At 66.8% G+C, this 22,105-nt stretch carries 22 protein-coding genes; 12 read left to right on the top strand and 10 right to left on the bottom strand.

All coding sequences use genetic code 11. The features are described from left to right. Positions 1-44: 44 nt before the first annotated feature. Positions 45-1,895 (bottom strand): extracellular solute-binding protein, encoded by a 1,851-nt coding sequence (locus ACZ48C_RS16415; protein ID WP_119257248.1) that lies wholly within the window; start codon positions 1,893-1,895, stop codon positions 45-47. 181 nt (positions 1,896-2,076) lie between these two features. On the opposite strand from ACZ48C_RS16415, the gene mepA reads away from it, so the two are divergent. The 6 genes from mepA to ACZ48C_RS16385 all read left to right on the top strand — a co-directional run bounded on the left by mepA (position 2,077) and on the right by ACZ48C_RS16385 (position 8,181). Next, a complete protein-coding gene (mepA, locus tag ACZ48C_RS16410) occupies positions 2,077-3,147 on the top strand; it encodes a penicillin-insensitive murein endopeptidase (RefSeq protein WP_464781754.1) in 1,071 nt (356 codons plus the stop codon). Positions 3,148-3,304: 157 nt separating this feature from the next. Further along, positions 3,305-3,685 carry a methylglyoxal synthase gene (locus ACZ48C_RS16405; RefSeq protein ID WP_119257246.1) on the top strand — a complete coding sequence of 127 codons (381 nt, stop codon included), beginning with the start codon at positions 3,305-3,307 and terminating at the stop codon, positions 3,683-3,685. Between the two features lie 61 nt (positions 3,686-3,746). Beyond that, entirely contained in the window at positions 3,747-4,772 is a 1,026-nt protein-coding gene (locus tag ACZ48C_RS16400; RefSeq protein WP_119257245.1) for a glucokinase, read from the top strand. 117 nt (positions 4,773-4,889) lie between these two features. Further along, positions 4,890-6,683 (top strand): ABC transporter ATP-binding protein, encoded by a 1,794-nt coding sequence (locus tag ACZ48C_RS16395; protein WP_464781753.1) that lies wholly within the window; start codon positions 4,890-4,892, stop codon positions 6,681-6,683. A 19-nt stretch (positions 6,684-6,702) separates the two neighbouring features. After that, positions 6,703-7,521, top strand: a complete 819-nt coding sequence (gene dapB / locus ACZ48C_RS16390; protein ID WP_464781752.1) for a 4-hydroxy-tetrahydrodipicolinate reductase — start codon at positions 6,703-6,705, stop codon at positions 7,519-7,521. A gap of 24 nt (positions 7,522-7,545) precedes the next feature. Beyond that, positions 7,546-8,181: a 2,3-bisphosphoglycerate-dependent phosphoglycerate mutase gene (locus tag ACZ48C_RS16385; RefSeq protein WP_424547760.1), complete on the top strand. Its 636-nt coding sequence runs from the start codon at positions 7,546-7,548 to the stop codon at positions 8,179-8,181. A gap of 52 nt (positions 8,182-8,233) precedes the next feature. Here ACZ48C_RS16385 and ACZ48C_RS16380 read toward each other — a convergent pair whose 3' ends face one another. Both ACZ48C_RS16380 and ACZ48C_RS16375 read right to left on the bottom strand, forming a co-directional pair. Next, positions 8,234-9,106, bottom strand: a complete 873-nt coding sequence (locus ACZ48C_RS16380; RefSeq protein ID WP_464781751.1) for a methylated-DNA--[protein]-cysteine S-methyltransferase — start codon at positions 9,104-9,106, stop codon at positions 8,234-8,236. Positions 9,107-9,177: 71 nt separating this feature from the next. After that, the gene (locus tag ACZ48C_RS16375) at positions 9,178-9,678 is read right to left on the bottom strand and encodes a DUF2244 domain-containing protein (RefSeq protein ID WP_464781750.1); all 501 of its coding nucleotides are present in this window, start codon (positions 9,676-9,678) and stop codon (positions 9,178-9,180) included. A gap of 69 nt (positions 9,679-9,747) precedes the next feature. Between ACZ48C_RS16375 and nth the strand changes: the two genes are divergently transcribed. Next, positions 9,748-10,512: an endonuclease III gene (gene nth, locus ACZ48C_RS16370; protein WP_464781749.1), complete on the top strand. Its 765-nt coding sequence runs from the start codon at positions 9,748-9,750 to the stop codon at positions 10,510-10,512. Here nth and ACZ48C_RS16365 read toward each other — a convergent pair. Continuing rightward, positions 10,502-11,074, bottom strand: coding sequence for a TetR/AcrR family transcriptional regulator (locus ACZ48C_RS16365; RefSeq protein WP_464781748.1), 573 nt, complete (start codon positions 11,072-11,074; stop codon positions 10,502-10,504). The two genes, nth and ACZ48C_RS16365, sit on opposite strands and share 11 nt — an antisense overlap. 137 nt (positions 11,075-11,211) lie before the next feature. Between ACZ48C_RS16365 and ACZ48C_RS16360 the strand changes: the two genes are divergently transcribed. Next, positions 11,212-11,640, top strand: coding sequence for a VOC family protein (locus tag ACZ48C_RS16360; protein ID WP_464781747.1), 429 nt, complete (start codon positions 11,212-11,214; stop codon positions 11,638-11,640). Here the strand turns inward: ACZ48C_RS16360 and ACZ48C_RS16355 are convergent. Further along, on the bottom strand, positions 11,623-12,348 hold the full coding sequence (locus ACZ48C_RS16355) for a sulfate transporter family protein (protein WP_424547764.1): 726 nt from the start codon (positions 12,346-12,348) through the stop codon (positions 11,623-11,625). The two genes, ACZ48C_RS16360 and ACZ48C_RS16355, sit on opposite strands and share 18 nt — an antisense overlap. Before the next feature lie 151 nt (positions 12,349-12,499). Here ACZ48C_RS16355 and ACZ48C_RS16350 point away from each other — a divergent pair, with 151 nt between their 5' ends. Then, on the top strand, positions 12,500-14,068 hold the full coding sequence (locus ACZ48C_RS16350) for a methyl-accepting chemotaxis protein (protein WP_464781746.1): 1,569 nt from the start codon (positions 12,500-12,502) through the stop codon (positions 14,066-14,068). A 204-nt stretch (positions 14,069-14,272) separates the two neighbouring features. Here ACZ48C_RS16350 and ACZ48C_RS16345 read toward each other — a convergent pair whose 3' ends face one another. Continuing rightward, positions 14,273-15,334 (bottom strand): lysine-2,3-aminomutase-like protein, encoded by a 1,062-nt coding sequence (locus ACZ48C_RS16345; RefSeq protein WP_464781745.1) that lies wholly within the window; start codon positions 15,332-15,334, stop codon positions 14,273-14,275. Continuing rightward, entirely contained in the window at positions 15,331-16,395 is a 1,065-nt protein-coding gene (epmA, locus tag ACZ48C_RS16340; protein ID WP_464781744.1) for an EF-P lysine aminoacylase EpmA, read from the bottom strand. The genes ACZ48C_RS16345 and epmA overlap by 4 nt, the downstream gene beginning before the upstream one ends. A gap of 151 nt (positions 16,396-16,546) precedes the next feature. Here epmA and efp point away from each other — a divergent pair, with 151 nt between their 5' ends. Then, positions 16,547-17,116 (top strand): elongation factor P, encoded by a 570-nt coding sequence (gene efp, locus ACZ48C_RS16335; protein ID WP_119257232.1) that lies wholly within the window; start codon positions 16,547-16,549, stop codon positions 17,114-17,116. A 125-nt stretch (positions 17,117-17,241) separates the two neighbouring features. Continuing rightward, complete coding sequence (locus tag ACZ48C_RS16330; RefSeq protein WP_464781743.1) at positions 17,242-18,234, top strand: adenosine kinase; 993 nt, start codon at positions 17,242-17,244, stop codon at positions 18,232-18,234. Here the strand turns inward: ACZ48C_RS16330 and ACZ48C_RS16325 are convergent. Then, on the bottom strand, positions 18,227-18,763 hold the full coding sequence (locus ACZ48C_RS16325; protein ID WP_464781742.1) for an SH3 domain-containing protein: 537 nt from the start codon (positions 18,761-18,763) through the stop codon (positions 18,227-18,229). The two genes, ACZ48C_RS16330 and ACZ48C_RS16325, sit on opposite strands and share 8 nt — an antisense overlap. 181 nt (positions 18,764-18,944) lie before the next feature. Between ACZ48C_RS16325 and ACZ48C_RS16320 the strand changes: the two genes are divergently transcribed. Then, a complete protein-coding gene (locus ACZ48C_RS16320) occupies positions 18,945-19,949 on the top strand; it encodes a 2-hydroxyacid dehydrogenase (RefSeq protein ID WP_119257229.1) in 1,005 nt (334 codons plus the stop codon). A gap of 187 nt (positions 19,950-20,136) precedes the next feature. On the opposite strand, the gene ACZ48C_RS16315 is transcribed toward ACZ48C_RS16320, so the two are convergent. Next, entirely contained in the window at positions 20,137-20,901 is a 765-nt protein-coding gene (locus tag ACZ48C_RS16315) for a molybdopterin-synthase adenylyltransferase MoeB (protein WP_464781741.1), read from the bottom strand. Beyond that, positions 20,898-22,022: a DNA replication/repair protein RecF gene (recF, locus tag ACZ48C_RS16310; RefSeq protein WP_318910455.1), complete on the bottom strand. Its 1,125-nt coding sequence runs from the start codon at positions 22,020-22,022 to the stop codon at positions 20,898-20,900. The genes ACZ48C_RS16315 and recF overlap by 4 nt, the downstream gene beginning before the upstream one ends. Positions 22,023-22,105: the final 83 nt, after the last annotated feature.

The following is a 22,105-nucleotide window of genomic DNA, read 5'->3' as shown; positions in this document are numbered from 1 at the left end:
CCCAGCCGGACCGCCTGTGCAAGCCCCGGCTTATTTGCCCCGTCTCACCTGGCTGCGTTCTTCGACCACCAGACATCCGGGAAGCCGAGGCCGTAATAGGGCAGCTCCTTCGGCCGGGCGAGATGGTTCCAGTAGGCGACCTGCTGCGACTTCGAATAGAACATCGGCACGACATAGTGATGGGCGAGCAGCACGCGGTCCATCGCCTTGACGGTGGCGACGAGCTCGGCGCGGTTCGGCGCGAAGATGATCCGGCGGATCAGCTCGTCGATGGCGGGATCGGCGATGCCGGCATAGTTGCGCGAGCCCTGCTGGTCGACCGAGGAGGAACCCCAGTAGTCGACCTGCTCGTTGCCCGGCACCAGCGTCTGCGCCCAGATGCCGTAGAGCATGTCGTAGTCGAAGCTGCGGACGCGGTTGGTATATTGCGAGCTGTCGACCGTGCGGATGCGCGCGTCGACGCCGATATCGGTGAGGCTCTTCACATAGGGCAGGACCGTGCGCTCCTGCGAGGGATTGGAGAGCAGGATCTCGATGCCGAAGGGTTCGCCCGTCTTCACATTCACCAGCTTGCGGTTCTTCAGTTCGTAGCCCGCTTCCTTGAAGAGCATCAGCGCCTTGCGCAGGTTCTCACGCGCCGCCTTCGGATCGCCGGAGACGGGATTGGTATAGGGCGTCGTGAAGACTTCGGACGGGATCTTGTCCTTCAGTTCCTCCAGGATTTCCTTCTCGCGGCCTTCCGGCAAGCCCGATGAGGCAAGTTCGGTGCCCCAGAAATAACTGTCGATGCGGTTGAGCCGGCCATAGGCGAGGTTGCGGTTGAGGCTTTCGAAGTCATAGGCGTAGTTCAGCGCCTCGCGCACCCGCTGGTCCCTGAATTTCTCCCGGCGCATGTTCGGCACGAAGGCCTGCATGATGCCGGTGGCGCGCAGCGGATTTTCGATCTCCTCGCGCACGATGCGGCCGTCCTTGGCGGCCGGGAAGTCATAGGCCGTCATCCAGTGGCTGGACGAATTGTCGCGGTAAAAATCGACATTGCCGGCGCGGAAGGCCTCGAATTCCACGTTCCTGTCGCCGAAGAACGTATAGGTGATCGCGCCGAAATTGTTCTGGCCGACATTCACGTTGAGATCCTTGCCCCAATAGTCGTCGCGCCGCTCGAAACGGATCGAGCCGCCCGCCTGGAAGGAGGCGATCCTGTAGGGGCCGGAACCCATGACAGGCTCCAGCGTCGTGCGGCCTATGTCGCGCTTGTTGCCCTTGGCGTCCGTCCCCTCCCACCAGTGCTTCGGCACGATCTGGAACTGGCCGAGGATGTTGGGAAGCTCGCGGTTGTTCTTCTCGTCGAAGCGGAAAGTGACGTCGCGCTCGCCGGTCTTCTCCGCCGAGACGACGTGCTTGTAGTAATTGGCGAGCAGCGGATTGTGCTCCTTCGACTTTTCAAAGGAGAAGACCACGTCCTCCGGCGTCACCGGCTGGCCGTCCGCCCATTTGGCTTCCGCGCGCAGGCGGAAGGTCGCAGAGGAGATGTCGTCCGGGAAGGACACACCCTCGGCCAGCAGGCCATAGGCGGTGGTGATCTCGTCCTCGGCGGATTTCAGCAGCGTGTCGAAGACGAGGGAGGAAACGCCCGAGGCGGCCTCGCCCTTGGAGAGGATGGGGTTGAACGTGTCGTAAGTGCCGGTTTCGGAGAGCTTCAGCTCGCCGCCCTTCGGCGCGTCGGGATCGACATAGTCGAAATGGGCAAAGCCGTTCGGGTGCTTCAGTTCGCCGATGGTGGAAAGACCGCTGTGCCAGACAGGTTCCTTGGCGTCTTGCGCGAGGGCGCCGGTCGCGGCCCCCAAAGACAGGGCCAGAGCGACCGTGAACACGTTTCTCCCGAAGGCTGCCTGCATGCCAATTCCCTTTCGTATCCTTTGCCGAAGCATGCGGGAGAGAATAGGCAAAATCCGGGCAAATGACAGGCCCGCCATGAAAGCGGCGGTTTTTGCCATGCCTATCACGGGAAGGGATTCACTTCTGCGAAAGGATGGTCGTTTAACCTTTCGCAACCATTGCGACTTTCGAGACCGGACGATGCCAGCCCATTTCCTGCTTTCCCGCCTGCCCACCTGCTTCCTCGCCGCCGGCCTTGCGCTGACCGCGCTCGCCTCGCCGCTTGCGGCCGAGGAGCGGCCGGCCAAGGAGCTGTTCGGCGCCAAGCGCCTGCCGGCGATGATGGCGACGAGCCCCTACGGGTCCTATGCGAAGGGCTGCATCGCCGGCGCCGTGGCAATCCCGACGGACGGCCCGGCCTGGCAGGCGATGCGCCTGTCGCGCAACCGCCGCTGGGGCCATCCGAACATGATCGCGCTGCTGGAGCAGTTTTCGCAGGACGCCCGCGAAATCGGCTGGCCGGGGCTGCTGCTCGGTGACATTTCGCAGCCGCGCGGCGGGCCGATGCTGTCTGGTCACGCCTCGCACCAGGTCGGCCTCGATGCCGATATCTGGTTCACGCCCATGCCGGACCATCGCCTGTCCGCCGAGGAGCGGGAAAAGCTGCCCTTCACCTCCATGCTCGACAAGAGCAAGTTCCTGACGGTCGATTCGCGCCGCTGGACGCCGACCCATGCCCGGCTCGTCATGAAGGCGGCGAGCTACCCGCAGGTCGAGCGCGTCTTCGTCAACCCGGCGATCAAGAAGAAGCTCTGCGAAACCTGGCAGGGCGACCGTTCGCTGCTCGGCAAGGTGCGGCCGATCTACGGCCACGACGAGCATTTCCACATCCGCATCAAATGCCCGGAGGGCGCGCCCGGCTGCAAGCCGCAGGCGCGCGTGCCGGCCGGCGACGGCTGCGATCAATCGCTCGCCTGGTGGTTCACCAAGGAGCCCTGGGAAAAGCCCAAGCCGAAGAAGGACGCCAAGCCGGTCAAGCCCTGGTATGTCAAGATGTCGGACCTGCCGAAAGCCTGCGGCACGGTCCTGGCGAGCGCCTCGCCTTCTTCCGAGCAGGAAGTGACCTATCGCGGCAATGGCGGCGCCTCGACGGCGCTCGCCTTCTCCGCAAGCGCCGGGGGCGGTGCCAGCGCGACCATCGAATCGGTGATCGCCTCCGACACGGCCCTTCCCGCGATCGTGCCGATCCCGATTCCGCGGCCGTTCCAGTAGGCCAAGGGCCCTCCCTACCCTCTCCCCAGCAAACCTCCTGTTTTCGTCCTCCTTTGTGTGGAGATGCCGGCAGACAGAGGGAGGCTGCGGGGCTTTTCAACGCCCCGCCGCTTTTGTATAAGGCGTTCAAATCGATTAAAATCGCTGGGGAATGCCCATGTCGCGCCGGAAATGCATCGCGCTCATCGCGCATGACGAGAAGAAGGACGACATGGCGGCCTTCGCCGCCGAGCATGAAAACGTGCTCTCGCAGGCACGGATCGTTGCGACCGGCACCACCGGCGGCCGGGTGCTGGACGCCTGTCCCGGGCTCGACGTGACCCGGCTGAAAAGCGGTCCGCTCGGCGGCGACCAGCAGATCGGCGCGCTGATCGCCACGGGCGAGGTGGACGTGCTGATCTTCTTCGTCGACCCGCTGACGCCGATGCCGCACGATGTCGACGTGAAGGCGCTGATGCGACTTGCGATCGTCTATGACATTCCGATGGCGCTGAACCGGGCGACCGCCGAACAGCTTCTCGACTTTGCCGCCGATTGACGGCAACCTTCGCCGCAGATAGCGAAAGCGGACCATCCACCATAAAGAACGGGACAGCTTGATGGCACGGCCGGGCGACAACGACACGAACTTTCCCTTCCCCATCTTGATCGGCGATATCGGCGGCACCAATGCGCGCTTCGCGCTGCTGGTCGACGCCTTCGCCGAGCCGAAGCATTTCCCCATCGTCCAGACCGCCGATTTCGCCAATATCGACGACGCGCTGCAACGCTGCATCCTCGATACGACCTCCGTGCAGCCGCGCTCGGCGATCCTGGCGCTTGCCGGGCCTATCGAGGGCGACGAGGTGCCGCTGACCAATTGCCCCTGGGTGGTGCGCCCGCGCGACATGATCGCCAATCTCGGCTTCGAGGACGTGCTGCTGGTCAATGATTTCGAGGCGCAGGCGCTTGCCGTCGCCTCGCTCGGCGACGAGGACCGCGAGAAGATCGGCCCCGGCGTGGAGCGGCATTCGGCCTCGCGCGCCGTGCTCGGCCCGGGCACCGGCCTCGGCGTTGCCGGCCTCGTCCATACCCGCCACAGCTGGATTCCGGTTCCGGGCGAAGGCGGCCATGTCGATGTCGGCCCGCGCAGCGAGCGCGACTACCAGATCTGGCCGTTCCTCGAACCCATCGAGGGCCGCATTTCCGCCGAACAGCTCCTGTGCGGGCGCGGCATCATGAACATCTATCATGCTATCTGCGCCACCGACGGTATCGACGCAACGCTTGCGACACCCGCCGACGTCACCGCCAAGGCGCTTGCTCACGAGGACCGTGCGGCGGTCGAGACCGTCTCGCTGTTTTCCACCTATCTCGGGCGCGTCGCCGGCGACATGGCGATGATCTTCATGGCCAAGGGCGGCGTTTTCCTGGCCGGCGGCATCTCGCAGAAGATCCTGCCGGCGCTGCGCGGGCCCGAATTCCGGGCCGCCTTCGAGGACAAGGCGCCGCATAGCGCGCTTCTCGGTTCGATCCCCACCTATGTGGTCACCCACCCCGTCGCCGCCCTTGCCGGCCTTGCCGCCTTCGCCCGCATGCCGGACCGCTTCGGTGTTGCAACGGAGGGACGCCGCTGGAAAAGGTGAGCGCTCCGGCGGGCCCGCGCCGCGCCGCGGACTCGCCAAAAGCGGGCCGACACCCTATAGAGCGGCCACGGGCCGGTTCGCCGGCCGCCGTCGAGACCGTGCAGGAAAGTCAGTTTATTGGCCGATAAGAGTCGAACCGAGCACCCACCCGTCAGCTCCGACGCCATCGCCAGCGTGCTCAAACGCGTCATCGCCGAAAACGGCCGCGAATATGTTCGCGGCTATCTGCTGGCGATCCTTTGCCTGGCCATCATCGCCGGCACCACGGCCTTCGCCGCCTGGATCATGGAATCGGTCGTCAACGAGGCCTTCGCCAACAAGCGCGCCGACCTTGTCCTCATCATCTGCGGCTCGATCTTCGTCGCCTTCGTGCTGCGCGGCTTTGCGACCTATTTCCAGGCCGTCATCCTGTCGAAGATCGGCAACAACATCGTCGCCCGCTACCAGCGCCGGCTGTTCTCCCACCTGATGGCGCTCAGCGTCAGCTATTTCAACGAGTCGCGCTCGGCCTATCTCGCCGCCAAGATCAGCCAGAACATATCGGGCATCCGCGACGTCCTGAACATGACGGTGACGTCGCTGGCGCGCGACCTGCTGACCCTCCTCGCCCTCATCGGCGTGATGATCTCCAAGGACTGGCTGCTGACGCTCATCGTCTTCGTCGTCGCCCCGCCGCTCCTTCTCGGCCTGCGCTACGTCTCGAAGCGGCTGCGCGCCGCCACGCGCGAATCCGTCGAGTTGAACAGCCACGTGCTCGGCGCGATGCAGGAAACGGTGCAGGGCATCACCATCGTGAAGGCCTTCACGATGGAAAACCAGCTCAAGGACAAGGTCGAAAGCATCATCGAGCGGGCGGAGAACCGGTCGAACCGCATCGCCCGGCTCACCGAGCGCACCGCGCCGATGACCGAATCCTTCGCCGGCTTCACCATCGCGGGCGTCCTTGCCTATGCCGCCTTCCGCTCGATCTACGGCGGCATCATGCCGGGTGCGTTCTTCTCCTTCGTGACGGCGCTGCTGATGGCCTACGATCCGGCCAAGCGCCTCGCCCGGCTGCAGGTCTCGCTGGAACGCGCGGCGGTCAATGCCCGCATGATCTACGAGATCCTCGACCTGAAACCGCGCCAGGCCGACCGTGCCGATGCCCGGCCGCTCGCGATCACCGATGCGGCCATCACCTTCCGCGACGTGCGCTTCGGCTATTCGGAGAACGAGACGATCCTCAAGGGCGTCAGCTTCACCGCCGAGGGCGGCAGGACGACGGCGCTCGTCGGCCCCTCCGGGGCGGGCAAGTCCACCATCATCAGCCTCATTCCGCGCTTCTACGACCCGGCGGACGGCGAGATCCTGATCGACGGGCAGGACATCGCGCATGTGACCAAGCAGTCGCTGCGCAATGCCATCGCCTATGTCTCCCAGCAGCCCTATCTCTTCGAGGGCACGATCCGCGACAACATCCGCTACGGCCGCCCGGACGCGAGCGATGCCGAGATCGAGGAAGCCGCGCGGCATGCCTATGCGCATGACTTCATCCTCGCCCAGCCGCTCGGCTACGACACGCCCGTCGGCGAGAACGGCGTGACGCTCTCCGGCGGCCAGCGCCAGCGGCTTTCCATCGCCCGCGCGCTGGTGCGCAACGCGCCGATCCTCCTGCTCGACGAGGCGACCTCCGCGCTCGACACCGAGTCGGAACAGGCCGTGCAGAAGGCGCTGGACGAGGCGATGAGCGGGCGCACCGTGGTCGTCATCGCGCATCGCCTCTCGACGGTGGTGCGTGCCGACAAGATCATTGCCATGCAGGACGGCATGGTCATCGAGGAAGGCACGCACGAGGACCTTGCAGCGCGCGAGAACGGTCTCTACGCTCGCCTCAACAATCTCCAGGCGCCCGCCGGCCTCACGGGCAAATAGACAGCAAGGACGAAACGACATGAGCGGCAACCCAATGAAGCTGGTCGTCGTCGGCGCCGCGGGCCGCATGGGCCAGACGCTGATCCGCACCATCCACGCCATTAAGGGCGCGGAGGTCTTCGCCGCCGTCGAGCGTGAGGGCTCGCCCTTCGTCGGCCGTGATGCGGGGGAGCTTGCCGGCCTCGGCCCGATCGGCGTTCCCGTCACCGACAAGCCGCTGGAGGCCTTCGTGGCGGCCGAGGGCGTGCTCGATTTCACCGCGCCCGCCGCCACCGTCGAATTCGCCGGCCTCGCCGCGCAGGCGCGCATCGTGCATGTCGTCGGCACCACCGGCTGCTCGGCCGCCGACGATGAGAAGATCAAGGCCGCCGCCCGCCATGCCCGCGTCGTGAAGTCCGGCAATATGAGCCTCGGCGTCAACCTGCTCGGCGTGCTGACCGAGACGGCCGCCCGCGCGCTCGGCCCCGACGACTGGGACATCGAGGTGCTGGAAATGCACCACAAGCACAAGGTCGATGCTCCCTCCGGCACCGCACTGCTGCTCGGCAATGCCGCCGCGAAGGGCCGCGGCATTTCGCTGGCGGAGAATTCCGTGCGCGTGCGCGACGGCCATACCGGCCCGCGGCCCATGGGCACGATCGGCTTTGCCACGCTGCGCGGCGGCTCGGTCATCGGCGAACATTCCGTGCTGCTCGCCGGCGAAGGCGAGACGGTGACGCTGTCGCACAGCGCGACGGACCGCTCGATCTTCGCGCGCGGCGCCGTCAAGGCGGCGCTCTGGGCGCGCGACAGGAAGCCCGGCCTCTATTCCATGCTCGACGTGCTCGGGCTCAATTAAAGTCAGCCTCAGGAGACAGACCATATGAGCGGAACCCTCGTCCTCGTTCGCCACGGCCAGAGCGAATGGAACCTGAAAAACCTCTTCACCGGCTGGCGCGACCCCGACCTCACCGAACTCGGCGTCGAGGAGGCCAAGGCCGGCGGCAAGGCGCTCGCCGACACGGGCATCAAGTTCGACATCGCCTTCACCTCCGACCTTTCCCGCGCCCAGAAGACGCTGAAGATCATCCTCGACGAGATCGGCCAGCAGGGTCTCGAGACGATCCGCGACCAGGCGCTCAACGAGCGCGACTACGGCGACCTTTCCGGCCTCAACAAGGACGATGCCCGCGCCAAGTGGGGCGAGGAGCAGGTCCATATCTGGCGCCGCTCCTACGACGTGCCGCCGCCGGGCGGCGAAAGCCTGCGCGACACCGGCGCGCGCGTCTGGCCGTACTATCTCACGGAGATCCTGCCCCGCGTGCTGCGCGGCGAAAAGGTGCTGGTCGCCGCCCACGGCAACTCGCTGCGCTCGCTGGTCATGGTGCTCGACAAGCTGACGAAGGAAGAAATCCTGAAGCTCAACCTGGCGACCGGCGTGCCGATGGTCTACACGCTCAACGCCGATTCGACGGTGAAGTCGAAGGACGTGCTCGGGGACATGTCGGGCGCGCATTGAGCGCTGTCCCTTCCCATAAGAAAAAGGCCGGCATTCGCCGGCCTTTTGCATTTCAGGCCTTGCCCGATTCCCAGCCCAGCATGGCGCGCTTGCGCGTCAGTCCCCAGTGGTAGCCGGTCAGCGCGCCGCTCTTGCCGAGCGCGCGGTGGCATGGCACCACGAAGGAGATGGGATTGCGGCCGACGGCGGCGCCGACGGCGCGCGAGGCGGTGGGCTGGCCCAGCCCCTCGGCGATCGAGGAATAGGTGACGGCGCAGCCCATGGGGATGCGCAGCAGTGCCTGCCAGACACGGACCTGGAAATCCGAGCCGATCAGCACCACGCGCAGCGGCGCCTTCGGGTCCCAGCGCTTCGGGTCGAAGATGCGCTCGGCATAGGCGGCCGTCGCTTCCCGGTCCTCGACATAATGTGCGTTCGGCCAGCGCGAGGACATGTCCTCGAAGGCATCCATGCCGTCGGCCTCGTCGGTGAAGGCAAGGCCGGCAAGGCCCCGGTCGGTGATCATCACCAGCGCCCCGCCGAAGGGCGAGGGATGGAGGCCGTAGCGGATGGTGAGCCCTGCCCCGCGCGCCTTCCACTCACCGGGCGACATGGCCTCGTGCGTGACGAAGAGGTCGTGCAGCCGGCCGGGACCGGAAAGGCCGACCTCGAAGCTGGTTTCGAGCAGCGGCAGCTCGTCCTGCCGCAGCAGGCGCTTGGCATGGTCGAGCGTCACGGCCTGCAGGAACGCTTTCGGCGAGAGGCCGGCCCAGCGGGTGAAGGTCTTCTGCAACTGCGTCGGCGACTGGCCGAGGCGGCCGGCAATGTCCTCCAGCCCCGGCTGCTCGCGGTAATCCTCGGTGATCATCTCGATGACCCGGCGGACGGTCGTGTAGTCGCCACCCTCGGGCGTGATGTCGGTTTGCAAAGTCGCGGCAATGTTCATCGCTTTTCTCCTGTGCCGCCAGAAAAGCACGCCCTCGGCGTGCCGGCCACCCGTTTCCTGCGGGACGTAGCTTAGTAGCCGCGCTTTACCCGGGCCAGCGCGCCGGAAAAGGCGGAGGCGAAGCGCTCGCGGTCGTCGAGCGGCAGGAAGGTGCCGACATCGGTCTCCCGGCCGTTGCCGCGCACATGCATGGCGGTGATGCCGATCTTCGCCTTGCGCGAGACGAGGAAGCGCGCCCAGAACGGATTGAAGGCATATTCCGTTTCCGTGCCGGACGGCGTGATCTTGCGGATCGAGATGCTGGTGCGCGAGAGCGAAACGATCTCCTTTGCCCTGGCCGCCCGGTTGTTCAGCCAGAAGGCGCCGAAGAGGATGAGGAAATCCGCCCCGAAGAACATGACCACCGGCCAGGCGCCGGAGATCATGAAGACGGCCATGTGGGCGACGCTGAGCGCGCCCGCGATGAGGAAGAAGATACGATGCCCGTTCCGCCCCAGCGAGCGATAGGGATGCAGCTCGGCGGAGAAGACCGGCAGGTCGTTGATCGTGATGTCGGCGTTGCCTTGGGTCATGACGCTTGATTATAAGCAAGCCGCGCGGGACTGTGTAGCGGTTTTGCGGGGGCTCGCATCGGAGGCATCATGGACAGCGTGAAGACCCGGAAGAAAGCGCCCTCGGCGCCGCCGCGCCGCAAGGCGTCCGCGCCGGTGAAGAGCCTCTATTCGCAGGCCGAGCTGAAGGAGATCTTCCGCCGCTTCTCCATCCAGCGGCCGGAGCCGAAGGGCGAGCTGGAGCATGTGAACCCGTTCACGCTCGTCGTCGCCGTCGCGCTGTCCGCGCAGGCGACCGATGCCGGCGTCAACAAGGCGACGCGCGCCCTCTTCAAGGTCGCCGACACGCCGGAGAAGATGCTGGCGCTCGGCGAGGAGAAGGTGCGGGAGTACATCAAGACCATCGGGCTCTACCGCAACAAGGCGAAGAACGTCATCGCGCTCAGCCGGATGCTCGTCGACCGCTTCAACAGCGAGGTGCCGCGCACCCGCGAGGAGCTGGTGATGCTGCCCGGCGTCGGCCGCAAGACGGCCAATGTCGTGCTCTCCATGGCCTTCGGCCAGGCGACGATGGCGGTCGACACGCATATCTTCCGCATCGCCAACCGGATCCGCCTCGCCCCCGGCAAGACGCCGGACGAGGTGGAGGACAAGCTGATGCGCATCATCCCGGACGAATATCTCTACCACGCCCACCACTGGCTGATCCTGCACGGGCGGTACTGTTGCAAGGCACGCAGGCCCGAATGCGAGCACTGCGTCATCGCCGATCTCTGCAAGTCGCCGGAAAAGTCCTCGGACGTCCCTGCACCGCTGGTCGAGCTTCCCCCGCAGCTGTTCGGACCTACGCCCTGAGCCCGTCGAGGAGATCGGCGATCGCCGCCTCGTAGACCTTGCGATCGCCGCCGGCCTCGATGGCGATGGCCGCGCGGTCGAAGGCGGCGGAGAGCAGGCCGGTCAGCGCCGCAAGCCTTGCGGCTTCGATATCCGGCCCGAGCAGGGCGGACAGCCCCTCTTTCAGCGTATCCTCGGCATTGTCCCGGTCGATTGCGCCAGCGCCCGAAAAGCCCAGCACGGCAGGTGCTTCGAGCAGCAGGAGGCGCGTGCGACCGGGCTCGGCCATGGCGTCGAAATAGGCGGACGCGCCGAAAAGCAGCGCTTCGCGCGGCGAACCGGTCGGCAGCGAGACCGTCTCGATCCGCGCCGCCACGGCTTGCGCTTCGTGCTCCAGCACGGCGCGGAACAGCGCCTTCTTGTCCTCGAAATGGTGGTAGAGCGCGCCGCGCGTCACCCCCGCCTCCGCGACGATGTCGGGCGTCGCCGTTTCCGCATAGCCCCTCTCCACGAAGAGCCGCCGGGCGGCCTCGATCAGGGCGAGGCGCGTCGCCTCGGTGCGTTCCTTGTTGCTGCGCGCCATGTCGCCTCTTTACATACAATCTGTATGCATGTTAATTGATAGAAACATACAGATTGTATGTTTTTTCCAACGGCAAATCCAGCAAAAGCGTGCAGCGGCTTTCGTCCGGAATTGCGCCAGGCAGAAAGGGTAGAGAGATGAAGACGACCAGCTACTATCCCGTGATCATGACGGATGACGTCGCCGGCACCGCCGCCTTCTACACGGCGCATTTCCGCTTCGAGGCGCTCTTCACCAGCGACTGGTACATCCATCTCCAGTCCCGCGAGGACGAGAAGGTGACCCTCGCCGTGCTCGACCGCAACCACGAGACCATTCCGGAGGTCGGCCGGGGCAACACGGTCTCCGGTCTTCTCCTCAATTTCGAGGTGGAGGATGTCGACGCCGTGCATGACGCGGTGCGCGCCGCCGGCCTGCCGATCCTTGTTGCCATCAGGAACGAGGATTTCGGCCAGCGCCATTTCATCACCGCCGATCCGAACGGCGTGATGATCGACGTGATCACGCCGATCCCGCCGAGCGCCGACTATGCGGCAATGTACGACGCATCAGCCCTGCCGCAGTGAGAAGTCCCGGTCCTTGCGGCTCAGCGCCTTGTGGAGGTGCACCATCAGGCCGGCCGCGAAGAGCGGCGTCATCAGGTTGACGATGGGGATCGCCAGGAAGGCGGCGATGACGAAGCCGGCGAGGAGGACCGTGGAGGCATGCTTGGCGCGGAACAGCCGCGCCTCGGCAGGCGCGCGATAGCGCATGGCGGCGAATTCGAAGAATTCCCGGCCGAGCAGGTAGCCGTTGACCAGGAAGAAGGCGACGAGATTCACGCCCGGAATGAAGAGGAGGAAGAGGGCGATCAGGTTGCCGAGGATGACCACGCCGAGGAACTTGATCGAGCCCATGATGGCCTGGCCGAGCGGCAGCGCCGTGCCCCGTGCCTCGCCGGGATAGTCGCGCGTCTCGATGACCTCGGCGACATCGTCGAGGAAGAAGCCGGCGATGATCGCCGTCACCGGGGCGAGCAGCAAGGCGAGGCCGAGCGCAAGGCCGAGACTGGCGACGATGCCGAAGACGAAGGTGAGCCAGCCCGCCCAATCCGGCAGGTTCGGCATCATCGCGCCTTCGAGCCAGGGCCAGGCGAAGGCGATGAAGGTCTCCCGCAGCCCGAACCAGATCACGACGAGCGCCAGGACGGTGAGCCCGAGGACCTTCCAAAAGACGCTGCGCGTCTCGGGCGCGAAGAGATTGGCGAGCGAAAGCCGGACGGCGTCGAAGATCATCGAAAACTCCTGTTCGGCCTTCGCATGTAGGGTGTGGAAAAGCCCCCGGCAAGGCGCGCGTGCAGCGTGCCCATTAAGACCCCGTTAAAGGACCGCTCCTAGACTCCCGCGCACCCGCACGCAGCCGTGCGCGACAAATCAGGGAACCGTCATGCGTAATGTCCGGATCGGCAGGCTCGTGCCTGCGCTCTTCGTCCTCATGGTCGTCCTGGGCGGATTGCAGGGCATCGTCGACAACGACGCCTCCCGCTGGGCCCTGCTCGCCGCCAGCGCGGGCCTCGCCCTTGCCGGCATGGTCCTCGTCAACCGCCGTGTCGCAAGGCCGCTCGACGAGCTTGCCGAAGCCTCGAAGCGCCTTGCCGCAGGCGATACGGGGGCTGCCGTTCCGCATGCCGACCGGAGCGACGAGATCGGCGCGCTGGCGGCCGGCCTTGCGGCCATCCGCGACGCTGCCGCCGAGCGCCAACACCTCGACCGCCGGGACGAAGACGACCGCCGCCGCGCCGAAGGCGAGCGGCAGGCGCGCGAGGCCGAGCGCACGCGCGATAGCGGCCGCGTGCAGGAAGCCGTCACCAGCCTTGCCGACGCGCTCGGCAGGCTTGCGGGCGGCGACATGACCTGCCGCATCGAAAAACCCTTCGACGGCGACCTCGAGCGCCTGCGCGCCGACTTCAACGCCGCCGCCGCCCGCCTTGGCGAGGCGATGCGCGATGCGCGCGAGAATGCGCGCGCCATCGATGCCGGCGCCGGCCAGATCCGCACTGCGGCGGAAGACCTGTCGCGCCGCACCGAGCAGCAGGCCGCCTCCGTGGAGGAGACCGCCGCCGCGCTCGAAGAGATCACCACGACCGTCAGGGATTCCACCCGGCGGGCGGAAGAGGCCGGCTCGCTCGTCGCCCGCACCCGCACGGGGGCGGAAAAGTCCGGCGAGATCGTGCGCCGCGCCGTCGCCGCCATGCAGGAAATCGAAAAATCCTCCAGCGAGATCACCAGCATCATCGGCGTGATCGACGAGATCGCCTTCCAGACCAACCTGCTCGCCTTGAACGCGGGCGTCGAGGCCGCGCGCGCGGGCGAGGCCGGCAAGGGCTTTGCCGTCGTCGCGCAGGAGGTGCGGGAACTGGCCCAGCGCTCTGCCAAGGCAGCCAAGGAGATCAAGACGCTGATCAACACGTCGGAGGCGCAGGTGCGCACCGGCGTCTCGCTCGTCGGCGATACGGGGCGTTCGCTCCAGACCATCGTCGCCGAGGTGCAGGAGATCAACGGCCACGTCCAGGCGATCGTCGAGGCCGCACGGGAACAGTCGATCGGGCTTCAGGAAATCAACATGGCTGTCAACGCCATGGACCAGGGTACGCAGAAGAACGCCGCCATGGTGGAGGAGACGACCGCCGCCGCCCAGGGCCTCGCCTCGGAAGTGCAGGCGCTGAACGCGCTTATCGGCCAGTTCAACGTCGGCGGTTCGGCTGCCGCCGGCCGCACCATGCACGCGCCGCATCTCCACGTCGTCCCCGCCGCGCCGCCGGCACCGCCCACCGCGCCCACGCCCGCGCCGGAGCAGAAGGTCGCCCGCAAGTCTCCGGGCCAATGGAACATCAAGGCTGCGACGGAGAAATCCCGCCCCGTCACCTCCCCCGCCCTCGCGCTCAGCGAAAAGCTCGCCGGCGCGCTCGGCGTGCGGCAGGAGAAGGGCAATGAGGGGGATTGGGAAGAGTTTTGAGACGGACGTGAAGCCGTAGTTCAGGCGAGAGCGCGAGGCGCGCCCAGTCCATTCTCCTCAGGGCAGGGCTATCGCCTACGGAATTCGGCATTGCTGCTCTTCCCTTCCCCAGCGGGGAGAAGGGGGATGGGGAGGCGTCTTCCTCCCATATGCAACAGCCCTCCCTCCCCGGAAGGCACCCGCTCGCGGAACGAAAGGCCGGCGCTAGGCCAGCCCTTCCTCCGGCGGATAGACATGCGTCTGCCCGCGGAAATCGCGCAGGCGAAAGCAGCCGTCGTCCGCTTCCTCCACCGCCGGCGAATCCGCCCGCACCTTGCCGTGGCCGCCGGGGATATCCAGGATATAGGCCGGCTGGCAGAGGCCGGAAACGCGGCCGCGCAGGCTCTCGACCAGCGCCCGGCCTTCGGCGAGCGTCAGGCGGAAATGGGCCGTGCCGGGGGCGAGGTCGGGGTGGTGCAGGTAATAGGGTTTCACGCGGTTCTCGACGAAGGCGCGCATCAGGCTCGCCAGCACCTCTGCATCGTCGTTGACGCCCTTGAGCAGCACCGTCTGGCTGATCATCACCATCCCGGCATCGACGATGCGGGCGATGGCGGCGCGGGCTTCGGCCGTGAATTCGCGCGGGTGGTTGGCGTGGAGCGCCACATAGGTCGTCTTGCCGGAGGCCTTCAGGGCTTCGATGAGCGCGGCGTCGATCCGCTCGGGATCGACGACGGGAACGCGGCTGTGGAAGCGGACGATCTTAACATGCTCGATTGCCGCAAGCCGCTCCATGATCGCGCGGAGGCGGCGCGGGGAGAGGACGAGCGGATCGCCGCCCGTCAGGATGACCTCCCATATCTCCGGCCGCTCCGCGATATAGGCGATGGCCGTATCGAGCGCCCCGGGCGACAGGGTGCCGAGCCCTTCCGGGCCAACCATCTCGCGGCGGAAGCAGAAGCGGCAATAGACCGGGCAGACATGCACGGCCTTGAGAAGCACGCGGTCGGGATAGCGGTGCACGATGCCCTCGACGGGGCTGTGCGCGAGGTCGCCGATGGGGTCGGCCCGCTCTTCCGGCAGGGTGACGAGCTCGGCGGCATCGGGGATGAACTGGCGGGCGATGGGATCGAGCGGATCGTCCGCGTCGATCAGCGCGGCGAGCGCGGGCGTAACGGCGACGGCGTAGCGCTCGGCAACGGCGGTCGCGGCGGGCCGCTTCTCCTCCGGCAGGAGGCCGGCGGCGGCAAGCTCGGCAACCGTGGTCAGGCTGCGCGCGGCCGTCACGGCGCGGTCTCCGCGACGGGGGCCCAGAGCACCTGGTCGATGCGCGACGCGCCGGTCGCCAGCATGACGAGGCGGTCGAAGCCGAGGGCGATGCCGCTCGCTTCCGGCATCATGGCAAGCGCGGCCAGAAAGTCCTCGTCGAGCGGATAGGTCTCGCCATAGACGCGGGCCTTTTCCGCCATTTCCAGCTCGAAGCGGCGGCGCTGCTCGGCGGCGTCCGTCAGCTCGCCGAAGGCATTGGCGAGCTCCACGCCGCAGGCATAGAGCTCGAAGCGCTCGGCGACGCGCGGATCGTGCGGCGTTGGCCGTGCCAGCGCGGCTTCCGCCGTCGGGTACTCGCAGAGGATGGTGGCGCGGCCGAAGCCGAGTGCCGGCTCGACCTTTTCCACCAGCACGCGGCTGAAGAGATCGGCCCAGGTGTCGTCATCCGCAACGCGGAGGCTTGCTGCCCGCATGGCGGCGGCGAGGGCCTCGCGGTCGGTCGCGCCATCGGTGCGGATCGTCGCGAGGAGATCGATGCCGGCATGGCGCGTGAAGGCATCGGCTACCGTCAGCCGCTCGGGCGGCAGCGCGGGATCGCAGGTCGCGCCGCGATAAGAAAGAAGGGAGACGCCGGCCGTTTCGGCGGCGAGCGCCAGCATCTCGCCGCAATCGGCCATCAGCACGTCATAGGTCTCGCCGGCGCGATACCATTCCAGCATGGTGAATTCGGGATGGTGCAGCGGGCCGCGCTCGCGGTTGCGATAGACATGGGCGAAGCAGGCGATGCGCCGCTCGCCCGCCGCCAGCAGCTTCTTGCAGGCGAATTCCGGCGAGGTGTGCAGATAGAGCGGCGTTTTCGTACCCGCATGGCCGATGGCGGCGGTCTCGAAGGCATGCAGATGCGCCTCGTTGCCGGGCGAGACCTGCAGCGTCGCCGTATCCACCTCGATGAAGTCGCGCGCGGCGAACCAGCCGCGCAGCGCCGCCTGGATGCGGTTTCGCGCCATCAGGAACGGCCGGCGGTCGGCATGGACGTCGGGCGTCCACCAGGGCGAGGGCTTCGGGCTTGTGGCGCTCATGTGACAGGTTTCTTCGGCGATGCCGGCGGCAAGACTGGTCTTTTGCCGGAATATAGGGTAGTTGCGGCCCCGAAAACGTATTTTCAGCGTTCGCGGAAACGTCTTGTGGCGGTCCTCTACGACGCGAACCATCCAGTTACAAGGAAGACTTATGGTAAAGATCATCGCCTCTTCCGTCCGCAAGGGCAATGTCCTCGAGGTCGAAGGCAAGCTCTATGTCGTGCTGACGGCGCAGAACTTCCACCCGGGCAAGGGCACGCCGGTCACGCAGGTCGACATGCGCCGCATCTCCGACGGCACCAAGGTTTCCGAGCGCTACCGCACGACCGAGCAGGTCGAGCGCGCCTTCGTCGAGGACCGCGAGCACAACTACCTCTATGAAGACGGCGACGGCTACCACTTCATGAACCCGGAAACCTACGACCAGCTCACCATGTCGCAGGAAGACATCGGCGACCTCAAGGCCTACCTGCAGGAAGGCATGACGGTCGTTCTTTCCGTGCACGAGGGCGTCGCGATCGCCATCGACCTGCCGCGCCACGTCACGCTCGAAATCACCGAGACCGAACCGGTCGTGAAGGGCCAGACGGCCTCCTCTTCCTACAAGCCGGCGATGCTGTCGAACGGCGTTCGCACGCTGGTCCCGCCGCACATCACGGCCGGCACCCGCGTCGTCATCGCGACGGAAGACGGTTCCTACGTGGAACGCGCCAAGGACTGATTTTCCCGACGGAAAATCCGCAAAGCCGCCCGCCGGAAACGGCGCGGCGGCTTTTTTCTTTCAACTTCCGCAAAATCCGTTATGACCGACCCCCGGCTCCTACCAAACCGAGACGGGACTTCTGCATGACCAAATACGACGTGCTGACGGTCGGCAACGCCATCGTCGACATCATCGCGCGCTGCGACGAGAACTTCATCACCGACAACGGCATCATCAAGGGCGCGATGAACCTCATCGACGCGGAGCGCGCGGAACTGCTCTATTCGCGCATGGGCCCCGCGCTCGAAGCCTCCGGCGGCAGCGCCGGCAACACCGCCTCGGGCGTCGCCAGCTTCGGCGGCAGGGCCGCCTATTTCGGCAAGGTCGCGGGTGACCAGCTCGGCGACATCTTCATCCACGACATCCGCGCCCAGGGCGTCCACTTCGAGACGAAGCCGCTCGCCGGCACGCCGCCGACCGCCCGCTCGATGATCTTCGTGACGCCGGACGGCGAACGCTCGATGAACACCTATCTCGGCGCCTGCGTGGAGCTCGGCCCCGAGGACGTGGAGGAACAGGTCGTCGCGGACGCCAAGGTCACCTATTTCGAGGGCTATCTGTGGGATCCGCCGCGCGCCAAGGACGCGATCCGCGAATGCGCGCGCATCGCCCATGCGAACGGCCGCGAAGTCTCGATGACGCTTTCCGACAGTTTCTGCGTGCACCGCTACCGCGGCGAATTCCTCGAGCTGATGCGCTCCGGCACCGTCGATATCGTCTTCGCCAACAAGGCCGAGGCGCTGGCGCTCTACGAGACGGAGGACTTCGAGGAGGCGCTGCGCCGCATCGCCGAGGATTGCCGGCTTGCCGCGGTGACGATGAGCGAGGAAGGCTCCGTCGTCCTGACGAAGGGCGAGCGGACGAAGGTGGACGCGATCAGCATTCCAAGCGTGGTCGACACGACCGGTGCGGGCGACCTCTATGCCGCCGGCTTCCTCTACGGCTATACGGCCGGGCGATCGCTGGCCGATTGCGGCCGGCTCGGCAGCCTTGCCGCCGGGCTCGTCATCCAGCAGGTCGGCCCCCGCCCGCTGCTGTCGCTGGCGGAGGAAGGCCGAAAGGCCGGCCTTATTTGAAGGCTTCGCCGGGATAGGCGCCCCAGATCTCGTTCTGCGAGACCCAGCCGGCCGTGCCGTCCACTTCGGCACGGCACCAGTCGCCATTGCATTCGCCGACCTTGACGACGACGCCGGGCTGGATCTTGGCGACCACCGTGGCGTTCGCCAGCGCCTCGCGGCGCATGTTGACGAAGATCTCGTCGCCCTTGCCGCGCATCCACGGCGCGGTCACGGCGGTGCGCTCGCCGGACAGCAGCGCCTGGTTGACCCAGCCCTCCGTGCCGTCGGCATCGCGGATGCGGCGCCAGTTATCGTATTCCTGGATGATTTCCACCGGCACGCCGGATTTCATGTAGCGCCAGGAGACGGCATAATCGACGCTCGGGCCGACGCGCAGGTTCACGCTCCTGGCCTTGAGGCTGACGAAGCGGGGAAGCGGCAGGCCGCTCGGCCCCTTGGCCGCCTGCGCATGGGCGAACTCCACGCCGGCGACGGAAACGAGAATGCCCGCAAGGGCGGCGAGGCTGAAACGCACGAGGTGACGCATGGCAAGATCCGCACAAACTGAGGAAGGCATCGGGCTGCCGAACCGGAGCGGAGTGGCAAATCGCGCGGACCGCCCCATGAGCGGATTGTCTTCGCGACCGGGTCTGGTAGAAAATGCCCCTGATGAAGCAATCCTTGCCCAACTTGGTTAAGGACCCGTCAACAGCACGCCGGAACATCCCATGACGCAGAAGAAAAAACCGAAGGTCTACATCACCCGCCGCCTGCCCGAGGTGGTGGAGACCCGGATGCGCGAACTGTTCGACGCCGAGCTCAACATCGACGACAGCCCGCGCACCCAGCCCGAACTCGTCGCCGCCGTGAAGAGCGCCGACGTGCTGGTGCCGACGCTGACGGACCGGATCGACGCCGCGCTGATCGAGCAGGCGGGGCCGCAGCTCAAATTGATCGCGTGCTTTTCCAACGGCGTCGACAATGTCGACGTGGAAGCGGCCGCGCGAAAGGGCATAACCGTCACCAACACGCCGAACGTGCTGACCGAGGACACGGCCGACATGACCATGGCGCTCATCCTCGCCGTGCCGCGCCGGCTTGCCGAGGGTGCGCGCATCCTGACCGACCGCAAGGGCGAGTGGTCCGGCTGGTCGCCGACCTGGATGATCGGCCGGCGCATCTGGGGCAAGCGCCTCGGCATCGTCGGCATGGGCCGCATCGGCACTGCCGTCGCCAAGCGCGCCAAGGCCTTCGGCCTCTCCATCCACTACCACAACCGCAACCGCGTGCGCCCGGACACGGAAGACGCGCTGGAAGCGACCTACTGGGACAGCCTCGACCAGATGCTCGCCCGCGTCGACATCGTCTCGGTCAACTGCCCCTCCACGCCCGCAACCTACCACCTGCTTTCGGCCCGCCGGCTCGAGCTGATGCAGCCGACGAGCTACATCGTCAACACGGCGCGCGGCGGCATCATCGACGAGACGGCGCTGATCAAGTGCCTCAGGGAAGGCAGGATCGCCGGCGCCGGCCTCGACGTCTTCGAGAACGAGCCGTCGGTCAATCCGAAGCTGTTGAAGCTGGCGTCGGAAGGCAAGGTGGTGCTGCTGCCGCATATGAGCTCGGCCACCATCGAGGGGCGCGTGGACATGGGCGAGAAGGTCGTGATCAACATCCGCACCTTCTTCGACGGGCACCGGCCGCCGGATCGGGTGTTGCCGAGCAGGGTGTAGATGGAGCGGCGGGCATACCCCCTCTGCCCTGCCGGGCATCTCCCCCACAAGGGGGGAGATTGGATGGGGCAGCGTCTCGCCGATCTTTAACGTTCCTGCATGAGCAAGGTTTTTGCGTCTTGCCGATCTCCCCCCTTGTGGGGGAGATGCCCGGCAGGGCAGAGGGGGGTGAGCGGCAAACGCCTCGTCAGGAACCGCTCTTCCGTCGCCTGTATTTCAGCGTCTCGAACCGCGCCGCTAATCCATCATAGAGCAAGAGCCGCCCGACCAGCGGCTCGCCGGCGCCCGTCACCAGCTTGATTACCTCCATCGCCATCAGCGTGCCGATGACCCCCGTCAGCGCGCCGACGATGCCGGCCTCCGCGCAGGCCGGCACGACGCCCGGCGGCGGGGCGTCGGGGAAGAGGTCGCAGTAGCCGGGATGAGGCGTGCCGTCCGGTCCCGCCTCATAGGGCTTCAGCACCGTCACGGAGCCGTCGAAGCGGCCGACCGCACCCGTCACCAGCGGGATGCGCGCGGCTTCCGCCGCATCCGCCGAGGCATAGCGCGTGTCAAAATTGTCCGAGCCGTCCACTAGCAGGTCGTAACCGGAAAGCAGGCGCGCGGCACTCTCCGCCGTCAGCCGTTCGGCGATGCCGGTGAAGCGGACATGCGGGTTGAGGCGGGCGACGGCGGCCTCGGCGCTGGCGACCTTCGCCGTGCCGATACCGGCGGTGTCGTGAATCACCTGGCGCTGGAGATTGGAAAGCGAGACCGTGTCGTCGTCGAGGACGCCGATATGGCCGATGCCGGCGGCGGCGAGATACTGGATGACCGGCGCGCCGAGGCCGCCCGCCCCGACGACCAGCACATTGGCCGCCTTCAGCTTCTGCTGGCCGGCGCCGCCGATCTCGGCGAGCACGATGTGACGGCGGTAGCGGTCGATCTCTTCGGGGCTCAGCGGATCGGTCATGGCAGGATGCCTCCGTTCGAGACAGTGAGGAACTGGGCGCGCTCGCCGAGCGCATCGAACATCGCCCGGTCCGTGCCGGTCATGAAGGCCTGCCCGCCGAGCGCGTCGACCCGGTCGAACAGCGCGGCGCGGCGGCCCTCGTCGAGATGGGCGGCGATCTCGTCGAGCAGCAGAACCGGCGCATGGCCGGTCATGCCGGCGACGAGCCCGGCATGGGCGAGGATGAGGCCGACGAGCAGTGCCTTCTGCTCGCCCGTCGAGCAGCGCTCGGCCTCCATGTCCTTCTCGCGGTGGCGGATGAGGAGATCGGCGCGGTGCGGGCCGTCCAGCGTGCGGCCGGCGGCGGCGTCGCGGTAGCGGCCCTCCTGCAACATGCCGAGATAGATCTCCTCGATCTCATAGGCCGGGCGCTGCCATTCCCCGTCGAGGAAGCCGGAAAGCCGCATCGTGGCGGAGGGGAACGGTCCGTCGTCGCGCGCCGCCTCGACAAGGCCGGAGAGGAGGCCGACGAGCTCGTGGCGCGCATGGGCCATGGCAATGCCGAGTTCGGCCATCTGCTTCTCCAGCGCCGTCAGCCAGGCGGGATCGGGCCGGTGATCGGAGAGGAGGCGATTGCGGCCGCGCATCGCCTTCTCGAAATCCGCCGCGCGGCGGCCGTGCTCGGGATCGAGCGACAGGACCAGCCGGTCGAGGAAACGGCGGCGATCGGCGGAAGGGCCGGTGAAGAGCCCGTCCATGGAGGGCGTCAGCCAGACGACGCGCAGGTGGTCGAGAAGCTCATCGACGGTGCGGGCCGGCGTGCCGTTGAGCCGGAGCTTTCGCGACTGGCCGTCCTCGCCGCCCTCCGTGCCGGTGCCGATATCCACCTCGCCCTGCATGCCCTCCAGCGTCGCGAAGACGGAGAAGCCGGCCTCGCTGCCGGCGCGCGGCACGTCGCCATAGGCGGCGCGGCGCAGGCCCCGGCCGGGCGACAGGAACGAGACGGCCTCCATGAGATTGGTCTTGCCGGCGCCGTTCTGCCCCGTCAGCACGACATGCCGGCCGTCGAGCGGCAGCGACAGGGCCGCATAATTGCGGAAATCCGTGAGCTTGAGGCGGGAAAGAAAGACCTTGTGCGGCATGGCGTGAGAGCTAGAGCATTTTTTTCGCCCGAGTGGAATCACTTCGCGGCACATTCGTGGGTGAGCAACAGAAAGATGGGGCG

The organism is Shinella sp. 1A1 (genome assembly GCF_055379515.1).
This window is presented reverse-complemented; position numbering and strand designations above follow the sequence as displayed.

Bases quoted from the DNA above. Each gene is read 5' to 3' on its own strand.
- ACZ48C_RS16415 (WP_119257248.1), bottom strand. From the start codon at position 1,895: ATGCAGGCAGCCTTCGGGAGAAACGTGTTCACGGTCGCTCTGGCCCTG.
- mepA (WP_464781754.1), top strand. From the start codon at position 2,077: ATGCCAGCCCATTTCCTGCTTTCCCGCCTGCCCACCTGCTTCCTCGCC.
- ACZ48C_RS16405 (WP_119257246.1), top strand. From the start codon at position 3,305: ATGTCGCGCCGGAAATGCATCGCGCTCATCGCGCATGACGAGAAGAAG.
- ACZ48C_RS16400 (WP_119257245.1), top strand. From the start codon at position 3,747: ATGGCACGGCCGGGCGACAACGACACGAACTTTCCCTTCCCCATCTTG.
- dapB (WP_464781752.1), top strand. From the start codon at position 6,703: ATGAGCGGCAACCCAATGAAGCTGGTCGTCGTCGGCGCCGCGGGCCGC.
- ACZ48C_RS16385 (WP_424547760.1), top strand. From the start codon at position 7,546: ATGAGCGGAACCCTCGTCCTCGTTCGCCACGGCCAGAGCGAATGGAAC.
- ACZ48C_RS16380 (WP_464781751.1), bottom strand. From the start codon at position 9,106: ATGAACATTGCCGCGACTTTGCAAACCGACATCACGCCCGAGGGTGGC.
- ACZ48C_RS16375 (WP_464781750.1), bottom strand. From the start codon at position 9,678: ATGACCCAAGGCAACGCCGACATCACGATCAACGACCTGCCGGTCTTC.
- nth (WP_464781749.1), top strand. From the start codon at position 9,748: ATGGACAGCGTGAAGACCCGGAAGAAAGCGCCCTCGGCGCCGCCGCGC.
- ACZ48C_RS16365 (WP_464781748.1), bottom strand. From the start codon at position 11,074: ATGGCGCGCAGCAACAAGGAACGCACCGAGGCGACGCGCCTCGCCCTG.
- ACZ48C_RS16360 (WP_464781747.1), top strand. From the start codon at position 11,212: ATGAAGACGACCAGCTACTATCCCGTGATCATGACGGATGACGTCGCC.
- ACZ48C_RS16355 (WP_424547764.1), bottom strand. From the start codon at position 12,348: ATGATCTTCGACGCCGTCCGGCTTTCGCTCGCCAATCTCTTCGCGCCC.
- ACZ48C_RS16350 (WP_464781746.1), top strand. From the start codon at position 12,500: ATGCGTAATGTCCGGATCGGCAGGCTCGTGCCTGCGCTCTTCGTCCTC.
- epmA (WP_464781744.1), bottom strand. From the start codon at position 16,395: ATGAGCGCCACAAGCCCGAAGCCCTCGCCCTGGTGGACGCCCGACGTC.
- efp (WP_119257232.1), top strand. From the start codon at position 16,547: ATGGTAAAGATCATCGCCTCTTCCGTCCGCAAGGGCAATGTCCTCGAG.
- ACZ48C_RS16330 (WP_464781743.1), top strand. From the start codon at position 17,242: ATGACCAAATACGACGTGCTGACGGTCGGCAACGCCATCGTCGACATC.
- ACZ48C_RS16325 (WP_464781742.1), bottom strand. From the start codon at position 18,763: ATGCGTCACCTCGTGCGTTTCAGCCTCGCCGCCCTTGCGGGCATTCTC.
- ACZ48C_RS16320 (WP_119257229.1), top strand. From the start codon at position 18,945: ATGACGCAGAAGAAAAAACCGAAGGTCTACATCACCCGCCGCCTGCCC.
- ACZ48C_RS16315 (WP_464781741.1), bottom strand. From the start codon at position 20,901: ATGACCGATCCGCTGAGCCCCGAAGAGATCGACCGCTACCGCCGTCAC.
- recF (WP_318910455.1), bottom strand. From the start codon at position 22,022: ATGCCGCACAAGGTCTTTCTTTCCCGCCTCAAGCTCACGGATTTCCGC.